The sequence below is a fragment of the Arthrobacter sp. NPDC057013 genome (genome assembly GCF_042674585.1).
Lineage (GTDB): Bacteria > Actinomycetota > Actinomycetes > Actinomycetales > Micrococcaceae > Arthrobacter.
The window spans coordinates 53,228-72,629 of record NZ_JBHUSE010000011.1 but is presented as its reverse complement, the minus strand read 5'-3'; the positions used below and the strand labels follow the sequence as shown (position 1 = coordinate 72,629).

The following is a 19,402-nucleotide window of genomic DNA, read 5'->3' as shown; positions in this document are numbered from 1 at the left end:
TTTCAAAAACATAGTCGAAGCCTGTTGACGCTTCTGATGCATGCAACATACGCTTTCATGTATGCAAGATGATCTCGAAGTAGCCAGCGAAGCAACTGACAGGGACGGGCTCCTGGACCGGATCCGCCGCCTCGTCCTGGGAGGCGACTTCCCCCCGGGCGCCGTGGTCCCCGAGGCGTTCCTCGCGCAGGAGTTCGACGTGAGCCGGACCCCGATCCGGGAAGCGCTGAAGCAACTGCAGCATGAGGGCCTGGTGGAAATCCGGCCGAAGGTCGGCACGTTCGTGCGGGAACCCACCCGCAGGGAGATCATCGAGCTCTTCCAGCTCAAGGAGTCCCTCGAGGGACTGGCGGCATCCCTGCTCGCCCGTCGCGGCGAGGTCCAGGAACTGGCCGTCCTGCGGCGGAACCTTGAGGAGTCAGAAATGACTTCGCTCACCCATGACACGGACGCCTATGCCCGGCTGGTGCATGAATTCCACTGGACGATCGTCCGCGGCTCGGACAACCGCAAGCTTGTTGAGCACTACGAGCGGCTCATGAACCAGCTCGCCTACCAGCGGCTGGTCCTGCGGACGGTTGAGCATCCGGGCCGGCTCGAAGCCTCCACCCGCGAACACCGCGCCGTCCTGGACATGATCGAACACAAAGACCCCTTCGGGGCCGAATCCGCCATGAGGAATCACGTTCACGCCTCATCGCGGGAGGCCCTGACCGATCCGGCGCAAGACCGCCGGAACTGAACCAACGACCCACGAAAGGAAGCCATGCGCTTCTCCATGATTGAAGTGATCCAATGACGAATGACCACGGGTTCGGCATCCGCAAGATCGTGTACTACAGCGAGGAAATCCTGCTCGAGAACGGGGCCTCCCCCGCCGTTCCCGCAGTCCGCGCCACGGCAGCAGCCGTCGTCCCCAACCCCTGGCTGGGCGGCAACCCCACCGACGACCTCAGCGACAAAGTGGTGCAGCTGGCCCCGGTGCTGGCCCGCAAACTTACCGAGGTGCTTGCTCACAACCTCGGCGGCGTCGACGCCATCGAGGCCTTCGGCAAGGCCGCGATTGTGGGCACGGACGGTGAAATCGAGCACGGCGCAGCGCTCATCCACACGCCGTTTTTCGGCAATCTCGTCCGCGAGTTCTTCGAAGGTGAGTCCATCATCTGCTTCGCCGATGACCGCGGCGACGCCGGCGCCTCCCTTGTTGTACCCCTGTGGCACAAGAACGCCGCGGCAACACGGACCCACTACCAAACCATCACCACGCGCATCGGTGACGCACCCCGCCCGGGTGAGATCGTCGTCGTCCTCGGTGCATCAACCGGGCCCCGCCCCCACTCCCGCATCGGTGACCGCCTCACCGATCCCATCGTCAAAGCAGACACACTAGGAGAACTTGTTTCATGAGCATCCGTAAGATCGTCACCCTGACCGAAGACGTCCTCATCGAAGGCGGCCGCGAGGTCAGCCCCGCAGCACGGGTCGCCGTCGTGGCAGCCATCGTCAAGAACCCCTGGGCAGGCCAGGGCTTCGTGGAGGACCTCTCCGCTGGCATCGACGGCAACGCCTCCGACATCGGCGCGCTGCTGGCGCCCCGCGTCCTTGAAGCCCTCGGCTCCCCGGCCGAGGCGTACGGCAAGGCCGCCATCGTGGGCCTGAACGGCGAAATCGAGCACGGCTCCGGGCTCATCCACACGCTTGCCTTCGGAAACCACTTCCGCGACGCCGCCAACGCCACAACGCTCCTGCCGGCAGTGGAAAAGCGCGGCCCGGCAGGTGTTGTCTTCGACATCCCGCTCAAGCACATCACCGACGCCACCATCCGCTCGCACCACCAGAGCATCGAGGTGCGGATCAACGACGCCCCGCACGCCGACGAGATCGTAATCGCCCTCGCCGCCGCTGCCCAGGGACGGCCCCAGCAGCGACTGGCAGCGTTCGCCACCGAAACGAACTAGGTGCCAGCCGCCGTGAGCCGCGACCGCATAGCCCTCATCCACGGCGTCGGCCTCGATGGGTCGATGTGGGGCCCACTCCGCGAATTCCTTGAACCGGAATACGACGTCCAGGTCCTGGAACTCCTGGGCCACGGGAACCGGCCCAAGGCTCCCGAGGGGGTAACGCTGGCCGGGCTCGCGGCGGACGTCGCCGAACGGCTCGAGCCAGACACACACCTGGTGGGCTTCTCACTGGGCGCCCTCGTGGCCCAGCACGTGGCCAGGTTCCGGCCTGACCTGGTCGCCACCCTGGTATCGGTCGCCTCGGTCTGCGCACGCACCTCCGAGGAGCACGCCGCCGTCATGGTGCGGCTGGCCTCGGCGGGATCCGACTTCCCGGCAACCGTGGAGGCATCGATCCGCCGCTGGTATCCGGAAGGGTCCTCCGTCCCGGCGGAGACGGTCGAAGCGACGCGGGAGGTCCTGCTGAAGAACGATCCGCAGTCCTTCCTCGCCTGCTACCAAGTGTTCGCCACCGCAGACACGGAAATCGCCGCCGAGCTGCCCCTTATCACCGTTCCTTCCCACGCCGTGACCGGCGAGCTGGATCCGGGGTCGACGCCCGGGATGAGCGCCCGGCTGGCCGCGGCCATCCCCGGCTGCACCTACTCCGTCATCAGCGGCGCCCGCCACATGATGCCGGTGGAACGCCCCCACGAGCTCGCCAACACGCTTACCGCTTTCATCAAGGAGCATTCACATGTCCGTTGAACGCCGCTACAACCACTTCATCAACGGGGAATTTGTCCCGCCGTCATCCGGCGAATACTTCGACAGCACCAACCCGGCGACCCTCGACGTGCTCTACCAGGCCGCACGGGGCAACGCGGCCGACGTCGAAAGGGCAGTCTCTGCGGCATCCGCGGCCTTCGAGAACCCGAACTGGCGGAGCCTGAGCCAGACCAAGCGCGGGCACCTGCTACGCCGCCTCGGCGACCTGGTCGGTGAGCACGCCGACGAGCTCGCCCGGATGGAAAGCCAGGACAACGGCAAGCTCCTGCGGGAGATGCGGGCGCAGCTGGCGTCCATGCCGGAGTATTACTACTACTACGCCGGGCTGGCCGACAAGATCCAGGGCGACACCATCCCCGCTTCCACGCCCGCCATCCTGAACTACACGCTCCGCGAACCGCTGGGCGTAGTGGGTGCCATCACACCGTGGAACTCACCGCTGACACTGACCACCAGCAAGCTGGCCCCTGCCCTCGCGGCCGGCAACACCATCGTCATCAAGCCGTCCGAATACACCTCGGCCACCGTCCTCCGGCTGGCGGCCCTTGCCGATGAGGCAGGCTTCCCGGCCGGCGTGATCAACGTGGTCACCGGCTTCGGCGCAGAAGCCGGCGCGGCCCTGGTGGACGACGCGCGGCTGGCCAAGATCTCCTTTACCGGCAGCACCAGCACCGGCGCGCGGATCGCCTCGTCCACGGCATCCCGCTTCATCGGCTCCACCCTGGAGCTGGGCGGCAAGTCACCGAACATCGTCTTCGAGGACGCCGACATCACGAACGCGTCCATGGGTGTGGTGGCAGGCATCTTCGCGGCGGCGGGCCAGACCTGCATTGCGGGCAGCCGCGTCTTCGCGCACAAGTCCGTCTACGACGAACTGCTGGAACGCGTCGCCAACCGTGCCCGCAGCATCGTGATCGGCGATCCGTTGCTCGACGCCACCGAGCTCGGCCCGCTGGCCTTCCAAGACCAGCGCGACAAGGTGGCCAGCTACGTTGACCTGGGCGTCTCGGAAGGAGCCACCGTCCTGACCGGCGGCGGCCGTCCCAACATCCCGCTCGGCGGGTACTTCTTCGAGCCCACGGTGCTGACCGACGTCGACAATTCCATGCGCGTGGTGCGGGAAGAGATCTTCGGCCCGGTCGCGGCCATCATGCCCTTCGAAACGGAGGAGGAGGTGCTCCAGCTCGCCAACGACACCACGTACGGCCTGGCCGCCGGCGTCTGGACCACCAACCTGGCCCGGGCGCACCGGATGGCCAGCCGGCTGGAGGCGGGAACGGTATGGGTCAACACCTACCGCGCCATGTCCCCCGCGTCCCCGCGCGAAGGGTTCAAGACCAGCGGCGTCGGCGTCGAGCACGGCACCGAGAGCATCCGCGAGTACACCAGGCTCAAGAGCATCTGGATCAACACGGACGAGTCCCCCATTGCCGATCCCTTCATCATGAGGAGCTGAAATGCCTCTTATCGAAGTTTCCATCGCCCGGGGCCGGACCCCCGAGCAGCTCCGCGCGCTTATCGCCGAGCTGCACCGCGCCGCCGAAAACGCCGTGGGCGCAGTCCCAGACAACACCACCGTCATCATCCGCGAGATCGAGCATGAACACTGGTCCCGCGGCAACCAGACCATCGCCGAACGCAACGCAGCGGCCGCAGAAAGCAGGAGTTCGTAATGCGCTTTTCCCTCTTCGTCCACATGGAGCGCTGGGACGAGTCCGTCTCACACCGCGAGTGCTTCGAGAACCTGACGGAACTCGCCCTCATCGCCGAGGCCGGCGGCTTCAGCACCGTCTGGATCGGTGAGCACCACTCGATGGAGTACACCATCTCTCCCAGCCCGATGCCGCAGCTCGCCTACCTGGCAGCCCGCACCTCGCGCATCCGCCTGGGTGCCGGCACCATCATCGCGCCCTTCTGGAACCCGCTCCGCGTGGCCGGCGAAGCGGCGCTGCTGGACGTCATCAGCAACGGCCGGATGGAAGTGGGACTGGCCCGCGGCGCGTACCAGTTCGAGTTCGACCGCCTCATGGGCGGTATGTCAGCGGTCGACGGCGGCAAGCACCTGCGCGAGATGGTGCCGGCCGTGCGCGCGCTCTGGGAGGGTGACTACGCGCACGACGGCGAGGTCTGGCAGTTCCCGACCTCCACCAGCGTGCCGAAACCGCTGCAGAAGCCGACCCCGCCCATGTGGATCGCGGCCCGCGACATCTCCTCGCACGAGTTCGCCGTCGCCAACGGCTGCAACGTGATGGTGACGCCGCTGATGAAGGGCGACGAGGAGGTGGAAGACCTTGCGCGCAAGTTCGACACCGCCGTGGAGAACAACCCCGGCGTACCCCGCCCGGACCTCATGGTGCTCCGCCATACCCATGTCCACCCCGCCGACGAGCCCGAGGGCTGGCGCCGTCCGGCCGAGGGGATCCAGAAGTTCTACCGGACGTTCGATGCCTGGTTCGGCAACAAAACCACCCCGAAGAACGGATTCCTCGAGCCCAGCCCCGAAGAGAAGTTCGCCGACCGCCCCGAGTTCACGCCGGAGTCCCTGCACCAGACGGCGATGATCGGTACGCCCGAGGAGGTCATCGAGCGGCTCCGCCACTACGAGGCCCTCGGCGTCACCGAGTTCAGCCTCTGGTCCGACAACAGCCTCACCCACGAGGAGAAGAAGCGTTCGCTGGAGCTCTTCATCGAGCACGTGGTGCCTGCCTTTCAGGAGCAGCCCGTAGCCGCGGCGCGCTAAGTCGAACCAAGTAGCGCGAACGGACACCTGTGGCCCTGGGGAGATGTTTTCCCGGGGCCACAAGTGTCCGTTCGCGCTCGTGACTGTGCCCGTCAGCGGTCAGTACACTGGGACGCATGACCGAGCAGGAACCGGCCCCGGTCCAGGATGCCGAGGCTCCCCGTCTGACCGATCCCGACGCCGTCGATACCTCCCTGCGCAGCCCTGAACAGCGGTCCCGCACCTTCGCCGGAATCCTGGTGAACACGGCGCTGGCCAACATCACCACCAGCTACCTCTGGTTCGCGCTGACGTTCTGGGTGTATCTGGAGACGCGCAATGTGATCGCCACCGGAGTGGTGGGCGGCGTCTACATGTTGCTGATCGCCCTGTCCAGCATCAGTTTCGGGACCTTCGTGGACCGCTACCGCAAGCTCGCGGTGATGCGCTTTGCCGCCGGCTTCACCCTGGTGATGTTCGTGTTGTCCGGAGTCATGTTCCTGCTGGCACCCACCTCGCTGATCCTGGACCTCGCCCAGCCCTGGTTCTGGCTCTTCACGCTGATCATCCTGGTGGGCGCGGTGGTGGAAAACATGAGGAACATCGCACTGTCCACCACGGTCACCATCCTTATCGAACCGGACCGGAGGGCCAACGCCAACGGGCTGGTGGGCATGGTGCAGGGCCTGATGTTCATCGTCACCTCCCTGCTCTCCGGGCTGTCCGTCGGGCTGCTCGGCATGGGGTGGACCATCGTCGTCGCACTGGTCCTCACCGCATTGGCGTTCGCCCACCTGCTCACCCTGCGCATGCCCGAGGAAGTGCGCGCGGCCGCCTCGGATGCACAGGGCGGATTCGATCTGCGCGGTTCGCTCGCTGCCGTGCTGGCCATCGCCGGGCTGTTCGCGCTCATTCTGTTTTCCACCTTCAACAACTTCATCGGCGGCGTCTACATGGCGCTGATGGACCCGTACGGACTGGAAATGTTCTCCGTGGAGATGTGGGGCGCCGTCTTCGCGCTCGGCTCCACCGGGTTCATCGTGGGCGGCGCACTGATCGGCAAATTCGGACTCGGCCGGAACCCGCTGCGGACCCTGCTCATCGCTGTGGCTGTGATGGGGCTGCTCGGCGCGGTGTTCACACTGCGGGAGTGGGCCTGGCTGTACGTCGCAGGCATCTGGCTCTACCTGGTGCTGATACCGTTCGTGGAGGCGGCCGAGCAGACAGTCATCCAGCAGGTGGTACCGCTTCCCCGCCAGGGCCGGGTATTCGGGTTTGCCATGGCCTTCGAGTCGGCCGCCGCGCCGGTCACCGCATTCCTCATCGCGCCGATCGCCCAGTTCTGGATCATCCCGTACGCGCGGTCCGCCGAGGGCGCCGCGCAACTGGCCCCGCTCCTGGGCGGGGGCACCTCCCGCGGCATCGCCCTGGTGTTCCTCGTGGCGGGAATCATCATGATCGCCGCTGCGCTGGCGGCTTTTCTGACGCCGGTCTACCGCCGGGTTTCGGCCTCGTATACGCAGGCGGCCGGCGGCGCGGCAACCTCTGCGTGAGCAGCTCTTTACGGCGTGCTGCCGTCTGCTTCCGTGCCTGACCTTTGGACCATGCCTGACCTTTGGACCATGGCGACAGACCGGCTGATGGCGACGATCCGGACGGTCACGCCTGCCAGGACCAGAACGACGCCCAGCGCAACCAGGATCCAGGTGGGAACCGCGGCTGCCCCGATGCTGCGGTAACAGCTTGCCGCCGCTCCGGCGCCGCGGTGGAGCGCGTCGAATGCTTCAGCGGCGCGGCTGTCCGGCATGAGCGGGCTGCCACAGAGCGGGCCGGTCTTCTGCAGGCCGAAGACGATGCCGCCAAGCAGCGCGGCGAAGCCGGCTCCGATCAGCCAGAGCCAAGCCTGCCATGGGGCGGTTTTCCGCCGGACCGTTGTACCTCGCACGTCACTCCCTAGAAAACGGCGGTACCGAAATCATAAGGGGAATCGTACTCAAACGGACGACGGCGGGCCGTCCCGCCGTCGTCGTCTTTCAGTTAGGCGCAGCGAGCCTGGGGTGCCTCAATGATGGCCAGCTGGCCGGTTTCGGGGACGCCGGGGAACTGCACCGGCGCAGGCTCGACAGCCGCCACCGGGGGCTCCTGCTGGGAGCGCATGCGGACGAGCGCTACCGCGGAAATGAGGAACCACGCGACGTTCGTGACCACGGAGGGCCAGGCTTCATGGAAGGCGCCATTGACAATGAAGGCGCACGAACCGAGGAGATTCGCCATCTGGAAGCCTTTGCCGGCCTTCAGCCAACCCATGGACACAGCCAGGTAGGCACTCAGAATGGCGACCGCGCCTGCCCAACCGGAGATTTCCCACAGCAGTTCCATGATGTCCTTTCAGGGTTGATGCCCGGCTGCCATTCACTGGACGGAGTGGAGATGAGGGCTGTATGTAAGTGTTTCGGGAGTGGCTCCATTGCCAAAGGATCAGTGGTGGTTTGACCAGCATCTGCTCAGCCGTCCGCCCATGATGGACGGCCGGGGTGTATCCCTTACCTGTACTTTTAACAGCAATTATGGGGAAGAAGTAACTTTAGATCAATTGCATTCCGCTGAAGATATGGTTTAGAACTACTTAACATGGATATCGATCCGCGCAGGCTGCGAGTTCTTCTTGCCGTTGCCCGCACCGGCGGGGTGCTCGCCGCGGCCGACGAACTGGGGATTACGCCCTCGGCGGTGTCCCAGCAGCTCAATAAATTGGAGGACGAGACGGGGCATGCGCTGGTCGTGCGCACACCCAAAGGCTCCATCTTGACACCCGCCGGCCTGGCCATCGCAGAAGCCGGCGAGGAGATCGAACGCGCACTCAGCGTGGCCCGCGCCCGGATCGAAGGCGGGGCCAAGATCGCAGGCGTGGTGCGGGTGGGCGGATTCACCAGCTTCGTCCGCACGGTGGTAATCCCGCGCCTGCCCGAGTGGCGCCTCCAGTACCCGCAGTTGCAGATCCGGATGATCGAGGACGACTTCCCGGCCCTGATGCGGCTGCTCCGTCAGCGCGCGCTCGACGCCGTGGTGGTGGAACTCGATTCGACGACGGCCGGGAACCGTTCGCTTACCGCCGGGATGACCGAGGAGCCCCTGCTGGACGAGCCCTGGAAACTGGTGGTTCCCGCGGGTGCCCTGCTCAGCACCGAGAACATAGACCTTGGCCGCCTGCCACTGCCGTGGCTCGGCGTCGACTCATCGGCGGCCAACGCATCGGTGCTCGGCCGGCTGCGTGAGTCAACGGGCGCCCAACTGGAGACCGTGCACCAGTACCAGGACACGCTGACCGCTCTGGCACTTGTCGCTGCGGGCGAGGGCGTTGCCATCGTGCCCACGCTGGCGTTGAGCGGCATCAACCAGGCCGGGGTGGACATCCTGGACGTCCCGGGGCTGGGTACGCGGCGCATCGTTCTGCGGCGGTTTGACCGGCGGCGGTCTGCCAGTACCCCGGTGGACACGGTCGCGCGCCTGCTGCGGGAATCGGCTGCGGCGTTCGACACGCGGTCGACGTCTTGAGCTTTATACCTGAGGAACGCCGCCTGGCCCACCGTCGTCGGGAATCCCGATGGCGTTGATGTGGCGAAAAGAGCTTTTGTGCGCCGCTGAAGGTGTCAGTCGATGCCGCAGCACGATTGCCTGAGCGGGGCATGGCTATTTCCGCCGACCCGATTCGGGCATAGTGTGGAACCACCACCGATGGAGCGGCAGGGACGCGAAATTAGCGTTGCCACCCGCGACAACAAAGGAGACTGTCATGTTGCTTTGGATAGCCATCATTATTGCGGTTCTCTGGCTTCTCGGCCTGCTCGGCAACATCGGCGGCGGGCTGATTCACCTGCTTTTGGTTATCGCAGTGGTGGTCCTGATCTTCCACTTCGTCCGCGGCAGGTCCTCCCGCGTATAGCCTTGCGCCTGCACCCCGCGGCTACCAGGTCTTCTTCTGCGCCTTGACGACGTAGTGCCCGTCGCGTCCGGTGAACGTTACGAGATAGCCGCGCTTGGCGCCGTTGACCCGCGCCTGGCAATCGGTGTGGGTGCCGACCTTGATATTCGGGAAGTTCTTGCATTCCACGCCGGTGATCTTGACGCCGGCGTCCTTGGGGTGGGCGCGTGCCATGAGCCGGGCCGCGAGCAACTTGCCGCTGGCGGCTGCCGTGAATTTCTGAACCGCGGGCTTAGCTGCCGGTGCCGCCGTGGGCGCCGCGGTCACCGTGACTGTTGGCGCCGGGGTTGCCGGGGCGCAGCCGGCCATCGCCAGGGCCCCAAGCAGTGCCACTGCCGACAGGATAGTGCGCCTGATGTTCATTGCCGTCCTCCCGATCCGAAATGAAGCCCGTCCGGCCGCTACCAACTCTGCGGGGTATTCCTTGCGGAAAGGTTGGCGCGGGGGGACCCGCACCCTATGGGGCATTAGGGTAATGCCATGACCATGGGGGACAAGAAGTTGAACAGGCCTTCGCTCCGCCGCTGGCGGCGGCTGCTGGCGCCGGCCCTTGCCGGGCCGGATACGTGCTCATTGCTGTGGGCCTGCTGACACTGGCTTTCTGGTTCGGATACCGCCTGGGTGTCCGACGTACGGGCTAGTGGTTCGAAAAGGATTGCTGAACCGGGAAGCCGGGTGCAGTTCCCGCCCGGCTTCCCGGTGCCCGATCAATGCGTGGGGTAGCCCCGCGGCAGCATGGTCAGTGGATCTTGCCGCTGGGTTGGTCCTCGACGTCCTTGGGTGCCGCTAGATCCATCTCGTGCAGTGGCACCATTTTGGACTTGGTGATGTAGCGGTGACCCAGCCATAGGACTATGAAGACCGGCAATCCGATGTACGAGGACAGCACCTCCATCACTCGCCCGGCAAGCACAGCCTCGTAGTTCTGTCCCGCGATCACCAAGACCAGCAGGGCGAAGGCCAGGAGCGGGCCAACGGGGAAGAGGGACGCCTTGTACGGTAAGTCGCTGACCCTGTTCCCCTGGGCCAGGAAGCCTCGCCTGAAACGGTAGTGGGAGACTGCGATCCCCGCCCAGACGATGAAGCCGCACAGGCCTGACATGTTCAGCAGCCAGGAGTAGGCCGCGCCCTGGCCGACGATTGCGGAGAGGAACCCGAAGAGCCCCACGGCCGCCGTCGCCAGCAACGCCGGGATCGGCACTCCGCGTGCGTTGGTTCGCCCGAAGACCTTTGGGGCCATGCCGTCGTGGGCCATGGCGTAAAGCATCCGCGTGGAGGCGTACAGTCCGGAGTTTCCCGCGGAAAGGATGGCGGTCAGGATGACCGCGTTCATCAGGGCAGCGGCGAAGGCGATGCCGGCGCGTGAGAAGACCAGGGTAAACGGCGATGCCGCAACATCGGCCTCGCCGGAGGCCAACAGGCTCGGATCGGTGAACGGGATCAGGCAACCGACAATGAAGATGGCACCGATGTAGAAGAGCATGATGCGCCAGAAGACGGTGCGGATAGCCCTCGGCACTTCGCGGCGCGGGTTCTTGGCTTCGCCTGCGGCCACGCCCACCAGCTCGGTGCCCTGGAAGGAGAACCCGGCAATCATGAAGACCGAGATGATCGAGACCCAGCCCCCGTGGAACACTTCATCCCGGGTTTCCCAGTTACTGAGTCCAGGGGAGTTGCCGCCGAAGATGCCGAAGATCATCAGCACTCCGGCGATCAGGAAGAGCACCACTGCGGTGACCTTGATGAGGGAGAGCCAGAACTCTGACTCACCGAAGGATTTCGCCGAGAGGGCGTTGAGCCCCGTCAGCACCAGTAGAAAGATCCCGGCCCACACCCAGCCAGGGACCCCCGGGAACCAGAAGTCCATAATGATTCCAGCCGCGACCAGTTCGGCGGCCACCGTGATGGCCCAGTTGAACCAATAGTTCCAGCCGATCGCGAACCCAAAGGACGGGGAGACAAAACGCGTGGCAAAGGATTGGAAGGAACCGGCGACCGGAATTTTGGCCGACATCTCCCCCAGTGACTGCATCAACAGGAAGACCATCAGCCCGACCAGCGCGTAGGCGACCAACGCGCCGCCCGGGCCAGCCTGGGAAATAGTGCCGCCCGAGGCCACGAACAGCCCGGTACCGATCGCACCGCCGATGGCGATCATCTGCAAGTGGCGGCTGCTTAGCCCGCGCTTGAGTTCGTTGGCGGTTTCATTGGACCCGCGGGCCGGCCCTGTGGCTGGGGCGTATCCGGGTTGTGCCACTTCATCGTCTTTGATTTCTGTGGAAGTTGGTTGCGTGAGGGAGCTGAGTCCCATGATGCCTCCGGGAAGGTAGCTGCGGTGGATTGAGCTTTCCGGCGCGCCCGGCCGGGAAGGACGGTGATCAAGCTAACACATGGAAAGAACGAGCCCTCTTGCGAAGCGAATGTTGCCTGGCGAAACGCCCGAAGTCTTACGGATAGGTCCGGACGCAGCCGGACCGAGCACAAGAGTTTCTTATTCTTGTCGAAAAAACACATCATCCATGCTTAGCCATTGCTACGTTCTTCGGGACCCCTCAACGGAAGGAATGAACATGTCTGTCATCGCAAGCCCGGAAGTGACAACCACCCGGGCAGAAGATCTCAAGGCGCTCCCGGCATGGCAGGCTCTAAAGACAGCCACCGTTGCACTGCAGCAGGTTCAAGCCCAGGACGGTTCCGTTCCGGAACCCGCAGACCACGATCAGGCCCGTCAGAACGTCAGCACCATTACCGGCGCAATCGACGACCTGCGCCCCCACCTTCCCCACGACAGGAAATACCTTGAACTGCTCGTGCAGGACTTCCACCGGTGGGCGTTCGAGGGCTTCGCCGTCCCTGATTTCCTCGACTCGTTGGTAGCCTTCCACCCCGAGCACTGGCGCATCGATGGGCTGCCGCACCTGGTGGTGTTTCCCATGTACACGCAGAACGGGAGCACCAACCGTTACTTTGAGGCCGTCCTCATTGAGGTTATTTGGCCTGCTTTCGTCGCTGAACTGGAGGCAGGAAGTTACTCCAACAAGCTGTTCGTCCCCATCAGCTTCGTCGATTTCACGCCCGGCTATGACACGAACTCCGCAGTACTCTTCCCCGAAAGCGTGGCGGTCCGGAGCACCCCTGCGTTCACCTGGGGAGGCATTTTCGCGGATCGGGAAGCTGCCCGGTTCCGTCGCGTCCTTAGAGCTGCTGCAGGCATAACTTCCCTGGACCTGCCGGCTGACGCCGCGGAATTGCTCGAGGACCAACACCTCACGGAGAAGACCTTCGTGATGTGGGATCTGATCCATGACCGGACCCACATGCGCGGCGACCTTCCCTTTGACCCGTTCATGATCAAGCAGCGGATGCCATATTTCCTTTACTCCCTCGAGGAGCTTCGCTGTGACCTGACCGCCTTCCGCGAATCAGTCCTCATCGAGCGCGACGAAGCGGCTTCCGACGACGCCCGCAAGCACGCCAGGCTGGTCCAGTACGCCGTGATCTTCGATCGCATTTTCCGCTTCGCGATCACCGGGAACCGGGTCCGCAACTACGACGCCGTGGGCGGCCAGTTGCTTTTCGCCTGGATGCATCAGCACCGGGTCCTGCACTGGACCGATGGAAAGTTGAGCATCGACTGGAAGGACGTCGCCGGCGTGGTCGTTGAGCTGGGTGTCCGCATCGAGGAACTCTACTGGCGTTCGATCGACCGGCCAAAGACCGCACACTGGCTGGCTGCCTATCAGCTCGTCGCGGAAACCCTCACCCCCAGCCCGTCTTCCGTCTGGGCCAAGGGAACGGACGCCCTTCCGCTCGACGGGCCTCCCCGGGGACTGACGGACCAGGTCCTTGATGACGAATTTCCCCTGTCAATGTTCTACGAGGCACTGGAGAAGAAGATGCGCCCGGTCATTGCATCAACTGCCGGGATCACCGGTAAGAGCCCTGTGAAGACTGAGGGCGAGGCAGGCGCATGAGCCAGAACCTCTCGGGGCGTACGGTCGTCGTCGCCGGTTCGACAAGCGCTGCCGGCGTTGCGGTGGTTCGCACGCTCTCGCAGGCAGGGGCACACGTAGCCGCTGTGGACATTCTTGAGGACCGGGTGCAGGCGCTCTCGGGCACCTACGACAACGTCACAGGATATGTCTGCAACCTCGCGGACCTGCACGCCGTTGAAGACCTGGCGGAGTCTGTCCGACAGAATCTCGGTGCCGTGGACGGCCTTATTCATCTTGTAGGAGGGTGGCGCGGCGGTCAGGGCATCAAAGGCCAGGCGGACGACGACTGGGACTTCCTGCACACCAGCGTCCTCACCACCCTGAGAAACACCAGCCGCGCGTTTTACGATGACCTGGCTGCTTCCCCCGCCGGACGCCTGGCCATCGTTTCCGCGCAGTCCGCTTCCTCACCGACGGCGGATGACGCCGCCTATGCCGCGGTCAAGTCTGCCGCCGAGGCGTGGACCCTCGCCGTGGCCGACGGGTTCCGGCAACTGCAGGGAGGAAACGAAAGCCTCTCCGCCCAGCACTCAGCCGCCCTGGTCTTCGTCGTCAAGGCTCTGGTCGATGACCGCATGCGCGCAGCCCAGCCGGAACGGAAATTCCCGGGCTTCACCGATGTCAGCGTCCTTGCCGATGCTGTAGAACGGACCTTCCACTTGGAGGCAGAACAGATCAACGGGCAGCGCTTGCCCCTCACTGCCGGCCACCTTGTGGGCGCACCGTCCTGAGCGTCAGCGTCGATTCCAAGGCGGGCGTCCCGCGGTACTGGCGGGGCGTCTGCACGACGCGAACTACCGGGGCTTCGCCTCCGACCATGGCTTGTGCTGGTGCGCGAGCCAAACCATTTCAGGGTTCAGAGACCGCACCAGTCGCTGTCCCTCGGTGCGGGGGTTATCCAGTTCGTCGAACCAAACTGCTGTGTCTCCGGCGATAATAGTCGGGCCTTGGTCTCCGTCGATGACAACGATCTGTGAGCCCCGGGTGTGCCCTGGTGCCGAAAGGAGTCGTAGCCCGGGAAGCAGTTCGAAGTCGCCATCCACCGGTACGTAGTGCGTCCCGGGCGCGTCCACCCATTCGGGGATGGTGTAGTCATTCTGGTTGCGGGCGTCGTCGAGTTCCTGACGCTGGACGTATATGGGTTTGCCCGCGAAGAGGTGGTTTCCTCCGCAGTGGTCGAAGTGCAGGTGGGTGTTGACGACGATGTCGACACCTCGGATGTCGAAGTCCTGCTCGTTCAACGGCCAAAGGCGGGGATCCATATCAGCGACCGCCGGATGAAGTTCAGTCAGGCCGGTGTCCACCAGCACACGCGCTTCGGGGTGGTCAATGATGTGCACGTAGACGGGCATCGGCTCGCCTTCGGGAAGCAACTCGGCCACACGAACGGCGGTGACAGGGATGGCAGCGGCTGAATTCACTTTTACCTCAGTTCCAATAACCGGCGTTTCGTCAAATTATGCTTCAGGGGCTCGCCACGGTGAGAGCCGCGGCCACCAGCCTGGGCCATGCCCGTCAGAATAGCCGCACCGCACCGTGCTGTCATGGTTCGCGCCTTCACGGGCAGCTGGCGTGTGGAGCCGACGGCGGACTGGGTTAGGAAGCCAGGTCCCGGAGGGTGGACCACTGGGCCACCGCCGCCGGCCAGTTCCGAGTTTCCGCCCGGGTCCTTGGAGGAAGCATGGAACTCCTTGTAGCGGCACGCCCGCTCCAGTGGCACCGCGCTTTCATCCCAAGGCCGCCCAGGAATCTCCCAACACCCCGACGGCGGGACTGCTGCCCGTCACCGGTGCCTGACGCGGACATTCCTGCCGCACAGACCTCCGGAAACGGCAGAGGATTCCTGCCATGTGCGTGCGAGGCCGGGCCCTCTCATGTGCCGCCTAGCAACCGATCGCGGGTGTGGCCCTGAAGGCGTTAGCAGCCCTGTCGGCGACAACTTGCGCGTCACTTCCGGAATCAAGGATCGTATTCCGAACTGATTCGGGATCGACCATGACGGCCGTGACGGAGAGGCCGTCCGCAGCGTCGGTCGCCAGCAGGGCGTCCACCTGGGCCGAGAAGCAGGAGTCACTTGACTTGGAGCTAACGTCCATCGCCACCACGTGGTTGTTGGAGACGAAGTTGCCAACCCCCGTCATCAGCCTGATGATGACAGGCGTCGCACCTGCCGGCCGGATGCTCTGTGAGTCGATGACCTCGGAGAAGTGGTTGCTGACGACTGAGTTGTTGCTGCCGCTGACGCAGAGAAGTCCGTTGAGGTCATCCAACCCGTTGTCGACTCCCAGGAACGGCGTCCAGGGCTCGTGGTCACGCAGGAAGTGGTTCGTGGCCACGAGGTTTTCCGAGCTGTTCGCTGCGAGCATCACCATCCCGGGATAGAACGAATGCAAGCGGTTGTTGGTAATGCTTGAACGCGTGACGCCGTTGAGATGGACGCTGCTTGCACCACGGGGGAAGACATTGTTCGCGGTTATCAGGAGCCCGCCGTGGTTCTCGGCGTAGATCGAATGACCTTTGAAGCCTGCCCCGACCAGGTTGTCGGTGATCTTTGATGCCTGCCCCCACCCGCGCAGCTCAATGCAGCTTCCGCATTCGGCGATGAAGTTGTCGTGGATGGAAAGCGCGTCCGCGTTGTAGATGCTCAGTGCATTCTCGAGGTAAACCAACCCCATGCCGGTCACGCGGAATGAATCATTCGCGCTGGCGACATAGATACCGGTCTTGCCGTTGACGTAGGTGTTCTCCGGATGCATCCCCGAGCCATCCGGGGTGAAGTGCAACCCGTCGATGCAGAAGTTGGAGAATTCGACCGAGCTTATCCGCGGGCTGCCGCTTCGCTCAATGTAGAAGGCGGCCCCCTTGGATTCCTCCCCGTCTTCGGTGATGGGAATGTCGACGAGAATGCGGCTCCCTCCGGGCCACAGCTCGTGCAAATCGGGCCATTCGTCTTCGGGAACGTTGAACCGGATGCTCGACGACGTGAATCCATGTCCGGAGCCTTGAATCCTGAGGAAGCTGACGTCGATCACCACCTGCGTACGAAGGTGGTAGTCCCCGGGCGGAATGTAGATCACCGCGCCCGGCTTTCCGCCGTTGTTCGTATCGGTGACGTTCTGCCGTTCCTTGATGTCGGCAATGATGCTGTTGATTACTTCACCGACGTCCTCCGACGGATTGCCGACGGGCCACGTCGTCACGTCGTAGCAGTTGTTGCTTGGCATAGGTTCTTCCCTTTGTGTTGCGGTTAGGAGAGCGTTGAGACCGCGAGCCTCAGTATTGTTGCTGAACCTCCCACAGCCGATAGCGAGTTCTCCGGGCTTTCGGTTTCGGGGAAGATGAGATCAGTCATGACCGTCCGCCCGTCTTGCGCGAAGACCTCCACCGAGCAATGGTCGACGACGATCAGCAGCTTGAGCACGCCGTCCTCAAGGACCAGCGGGGCTGACTCCGTTGATGAAAACTTTTCGTGGAAATGCGTATTTCCCGATTGTCTGCGGTCAAGGATGAGTTGGGCGGTGGCTGTGTTGTAGCCAAGAATCGTGCCTTTGCTCCCGTCACTACTTCCGAAGAGCCGCAACTCAAGACGTTCGGCGCTTCCGGGCAGTAGCTCCGCCTCAATGATTTGGGCGCTGCCGGGTGCCGCGTCGGGCAGCCGGAGGGCTGAGTTTCGCAGCTCAAACGAGTCTGCGCTCCTGTGGTCCTTGGCAGGAGTCAGCTCTTCTCTTGCACAATGACCGGCCAGGACCGGTTGCTGGATCAGACGGGCGGAACCGCCGACTGCTGTGAGGCGCACTTCACGGGCGAGAGTCATCGAGGACCGCCAGGGGGCGGTGGGCAGCTCGTTGGCGTAGTCCCAGTTATTCATCCAGCCGATGATGATTCGCCGGCCATCCGGGGCGTTGCTAAAGGATACGGAAGCGTAGCAGTCCCGTCCCCAGTCCAGCCAGAGGCATTGCTGCAAGGCAGCGGCCATCTCGGGGTCAGGGAGGGAGGACAGTCCCGCCGGCGCCACGACTGTACAGGCGTCCGGGAGGAACCGTTCGCCGTCGAAGTGCCCAATGAAGTATTGACCACCGGAACCTCCTGCCACTGCACCGGGGTTAACGTTCACGATCAGCACCCATTTAATGTTGTCCGGGTCCCCGTCCACCGCCAGGGGAAAGAGATCGGGGCACTCCCACTCGCCGGCGTCGGCATTTGCCGGGCCGAAGTCGCTCAGAAAGTCCCAGGTTTTGAGGTCGTCCGAACGGTAGAAGACCACCTTCTGGTGCTGCGCTTCGACCGCGACCATCACCCAGCAGCCACCGTGCTCCCCCTGATAGCGGAAGACCTTGGGATCACGGAAGTGCGCGGAGTTCCTGGTCAGGACGGGGTTGCCTTCGTATTTCCGCCATGTCATCCCCGCGTCCGTGCTGTAGGCCAGGGACTGGGCCTGCGTGCCACAGTGTTCGGACGAGGCCTTGTAGGCACTGGTGTAAATGGCTACCAGGGCAGGCTCGTCCGCCGTACCGAATCCGGATGTGTTGCTGTGGTCGACAACGACACTCCCTGAGAAGATGTCCTCTGCCTCGTCGCAGGCGATGGCAACATGGTGTTCCGTCCAGTGCAGCAGATCACGGGAGGTTGCGTGGCCCCAGGACATGTTGCCCCAGACGTTGCCGTACGGGTTGTTCTGGAAGAAGAGGTGGTAGAGACCGTCGTAGAAAACCAGGCCGTTGGGGTCGTTCAGCCAGGTATCCCTTGCCGTGAAGTGAATGGCGGGCCGGAACCTGGTGGTTTCGGTCGGGTCTGTTTCCGGTCGTGCGGCATCAAGGCAACTGGACATGTCTGGCGATCCTCTTGGGAAATGGAAGGGTCTGGCTGCCTATTGCGGGGGAGCCGTGATGGAATCGCGGCGCACGAGCGGGCAGCTCAGAATGGTCGGGTGAAGTGCCATGAGGGTAAGGTCGGTTTTCCCCTCGACGGCGTCAATCAGGTGCTCGGTGGCCCAGGCACCCATCTCGTAGTGGGGCAGGGCCACGGTGGTCAGGCCCGGGTAAAGGTTGGCGGCGATCAGTTCCTGGTCATCGAAGCCGACGACTGAAAGGTCACCGGGGATGGTGAGTCCCAACTCAGCGGCGGCGCGGTAGGCTCCCATCGCCATGCGGTCGTTGTAGCAGAACAAGCCGGTGGGCCGGTCCCCGCGTGCCAGGATCCGCCGGGCCGCTTCATAGCCGCCCTGCACCTCGGAGACCTCGGACTCGACAGGTGCGCCGTCGCCGTCGAGCCCTGCTTCAGTCAGCATGGCCCGGAAGGCCTGGAGCCGCTGACGGGTCGCGGGGACATCATCGGTGTTGTTGATGAAGCCCACACGGGTGTGGCCGGCTTCCAGGAGCGCGCCCACGGCAGCGCGGGCGCCACCTTCTTCGTCAGGGATCACGGCTGTGATGTTTCCACCGGTGGCCACCGAATCGACCAGGACGGAGGGCACGCTGCCGAGGTTGGCCGGCAGCTCCACGTCGCGGTGGTACATGGTGGCGTAGAGGATTCCGTCCACCCGGCGTTCCAGGAGGGCCTGGACGTCCGCCTGCCGGGATTCGAGACTGGCAGAGCCGGGGGTGTTGATGATCATGAGGCTGTACCCCCGGGCCTTGGCGGCCTCGTCAGCGCCGAGGATGATCCGGCCGGCGTGGGGCGTGGTGGCGATATCCTCGCTGACCAGACCCAGCATGCCCGTCCTCTGGGTGCGAAGGGCCTGGGCAAGGCGGTTGGGTCCGTAGCCCAGTTGCTCCGCAACAGTCCTGACCTTGTCCCGGGTTTCGGGGCTGATTCGGGCGTAGGAAACCTCGTTCAGGACGTGGGAGACAGTTGTCACCGATACGCCGGCGGCGACGGCCACGTCCTTAATACCGATGTTCTTGTTGCTCATCTGTCTCCCACGTCCTTATGGTTGGTGCTGCCCGGCGTCATCAGTAGGCTACCGAGGAATAGTCGT

20 protein-coding genes are annotated in these 19,402 nt (G+C 64.1%); 12 read left to right on the top strand and 8 right to left on the bottom strand.

The genetic code is table 11. The features are described 5' to 3' along the window. The first annotated feature begins 61 nt into the window (after positions 1-61). From ACFTSA_RS15170 to ACFTSA_RS15135, 8 genes are all read left to right on the top strand, one after another. Positions 62-742, top strand: a complete 681-nt coding sequence (locus ACFTSA_RS15170) for a GntR family transcriptional regulator (protein WP_377952309.1) — start codon at positions 62-64, stop codon at positions 740-742. A 53-nt stretch (positions 743-795) separates the two neighbouring features. Then, positions 796-1,407 (top strand): amino acid synthesis family protein, encoded by a 612-nt coding sequence (locus ACFTSA_RS15165; RefSeq protein ID WP_377952308.1) that lies wholly within the window; start codon positions 796-798, stop codon positions 1,405-1,407. Continuing rightward, positions 1,404-1,958 carry an amino acid synthesis family protein gene (locus ACFTSA_RS15160; RefSeq protein ID WP_377952307.1) on the top strand — a complete coding sequence of 185 codons (555 nt, stop codon included), beginning with the start codon at positions 1,404-1,406 and terminating at the stop codon, positions 1,956-1,958. Before ACFTSA_RS15165 ends, ACFTSA_RS15160 begins: the two co-directional genes overlap by 4 nt. A 12-nt stretch (positions 1,959-1,970) precedes the next feature. Continuing rightward, a complete protein-coding gene (locus tag ACFTSA_RS15155) occupies positions 1,971-2,708 on the top strand; it encodes an alpha/beta fold hydrolase (RefSeq protein WP_377952306.1) in 738 nt (245 codons plus the stop codon). Continuing rightward, complete coding sequence (locus ACFTSA_RS15150; RefSeq protein ID WP_377952305.1) at positions 2,698-4,185, top strand: aldehyde dehydrogenase; 1,488 nt, start codon at positions 2,698-2,700, stop codon at positions 4,183-4,185. Before ACFTSA_RS15155 ends, ACFTSA_RS15150 begins: the two co-directional genes overlap by 11 nt. A 1-nt stretch (position 4,186) precedes the next feature. Further along, positions 4,187-4,402 carry a 4-oxalocrotonate tautomerase family protein gene (locus ACFTSA_RS15145; protein WP_377952303.1) on the top strand — a complete coding sequence of 72 codons (216 nt, stop codon included), beginning with the start codon at positions 4,187-4,189 and terminating at the stop codon, positions 4,400-4,402. Beyond that, positions 4,402-5,469, top strand: coding sequence for an LLM class flavin-dependent oxidoreductase (locus ACFTSA_RS15140; protein ID WP_377952302.1), 1,068 nt, complete (start codon positions 4,402-4,404; stop codon positions 5,467-5,469). Before ACFTSA_RS15145 ends, ACFTSA_RS15140 begins: the two co-directional genes overlap by 1 nt. Before the next feature lie 116 nt (positions 5,470-5,585). Further along, positions 5,586-7,001, top strand: a complete 1,416-nt coding sequence (locus ACFTSA_RS15135) for an MFS transporter (RefSeq protein WP_377952301.1) — start codon at positions 5,586-5,588, stop codon at positions 6,999-7,001. An 8-nt stretch (positions 7,002-7,009) separates the two neighbouring features. Here ACFTSA_RS15135 and ACFTSA_RS15130 read toward each other — a convergent pair whose 3' ends face one another. Beyond that, positions 7,010-7,393 carry a hypothetical protein gene (locus ACFTSA_RS15130; RefSeq protein WP_377952300.1) on the bottom strand — a complete coding sequence of 128 codons (384 nt, stop codon included), beginning with the start codon at positions 7,391-7,393 and terminating at the stop codon, positions 7,010-7,012. A 92-nt stretch (positions 7,394-7,485) separates the two neighbouring features. Further along, entirely contained in the window at positions 7,486-7,827 is a 342-nt protein-coding gene (locus ACFTSA_RS15125) for a YgjV family protein (RefSeq protein WP_377952299.1), read from the bottom strand. A 252-nt stretch (positions 7,828-8,079) separates the two neighbouring features. Between ACFTSA_RS15125 and ACFTSA_RS15120 the strand changes: the two genes are divergently transcribed. Together ACFTSA_RS15120 and ACFTSA_RS15115 are read left to right on the top strand one after the other, a co-directional pair. Further along, positions 8,080-9,003, top strand: a complete 924-nt coding sequence (locus ACFTSA_RS15120; protein ID WP_377952298.1) for a LysR family transcriptional regulator — start codon at positions 8,080-8,082, stop codon at positions 9,001-9,003. Positions 9,004-9,241: 238 nt separating this feature from the next. Next, positions 9,242-9,391: a lmo0937 family membrane protein gene (locus ACFTSA_RS15115; protein WP_104137503.1), complete on the top strand. Its 150-nt coding sequence runs from the start codon at positions 9,242-9,244 to the stop codon at positions 9,389-9,391. Between the two features lie 21 nt (positions 9,392-9,412). Here the strand turns inward: ACFTSA_RS15115 and ACFTSA_RS15110 are convergent, their stop codons facing one another. Then, the gene (locus ACFTSA_RS15110) at positions 9,413-9,793 is read right to left on the bottom strand and encodes a hypothetical protein (protein WP_377952297.1); all 381 of its coding nucleotides are present in this window, start codon (positions 9,791-9,793) and stop codon (positions 9,413-9,415) included. A gap of 376 nt (positions 9,794-10,169) precedes the next feature. Then, positions 10,170-11,741, bottom strand: a complete 1,572-nt coding sequence (locus tag ACFTSA_RS15105) for an amino acid permease (protein ID WP_377952296.1) — start codon at positions 11,739-11,741, stop codon at positions 10,170-10,172. Positions 11,742-12,000: 259 nt separating this feature from the next. Between ACFTSA_RS15105 and ACFTSA_RS15100 the strand changes: the two genes are divergently transcribed. Together ACFTSA_RS15100 and ACFTSA_RS15095 are read left to right on the top strand one after the other, a co-directional pair. After that, entirely contained in the window at positions 12,001-13,404 is a 1,404-nt protein-coding gene (locus ACFTSA_RS15100) for a DUF6421 family protein (RefSeq protein ID WP_377952295.1), read from the top strand. Continuing rightward, a complete protein-coding gene (locus ACFTSA_RS15095) occupies positions 13,401-14,156 on the top strand; it encodes an SDR family NAD(P)-dependent oxidoreductase (protein WP_377952294.1) in 756 nt (251 codons plus the stop codon). Before ACFTSA_RS15100 ends, ACFTSA_RS15095 begins: the two co-directional genes overlap by 4 nt. A gap of 63 nt (positions 14,157-14,219) precedes the next feature. Here the strand turns inward: ACFTSA_RS15095 and ACFTSA_RS15090 are convergent, their stop codons facing one another. The 4 genes from ACFTSA_RS15090 to ACFTSA_RS15075 form a co-directional block, all read right to left on the bottom strand. Further along, positions 14,220-14,846, bottom strand: coding sequence for an MBL fold metallo-hydrolase (locus tag ACFTSA_RS15090; RefSeq protein WP_377952293.1), 627 nt, complete (start codon positions 14,844-14,846; stop codon positions 14,220-14,222). 462 nt (positions 14,847-15,308) lie between these two features. Then, positions 15,309-16,649, bottom strand: coding sequence for a right-handed parallel beta-helix repeat-containing protein (locus ACFTSA_RS15085; RefSeq protein ID WP_377952291.1), 1,341 nt, complete (start codon positions 16,647-16,649; stop codon positions 15,309-15,311). 23 nt (positions 16,650-16,672) lie between these two features. Further along, the gene (locus tag ACFTSA_RS15080; protein WP_377952290.1) at positions 16,673-18,253 is read right to left on the bottom strand and encodes a glycoside hydrolase family 32 protein; all 1,581 of its coding nucleotides are present in this window, start codon (positions 18,251-18,253) and stop codon (positions 16,673-16,675) included. Positions 18,254-18,292: 39 nt separating this feature from the next. Beyond that, positions 18,293-19,336: a LacI family DNA-binding transcriptional regulator gene (locus ACFTSA_RS15075; protein WP_377952289.1), complete on the bottom strand. Its 1,044-nt coding sequence runs from the start codon at positions 19,334-19,336 to the stop codon at positions 18,293-18,295. Positions 19,337-19,402 lie beyond the last annotated feature (66 nt).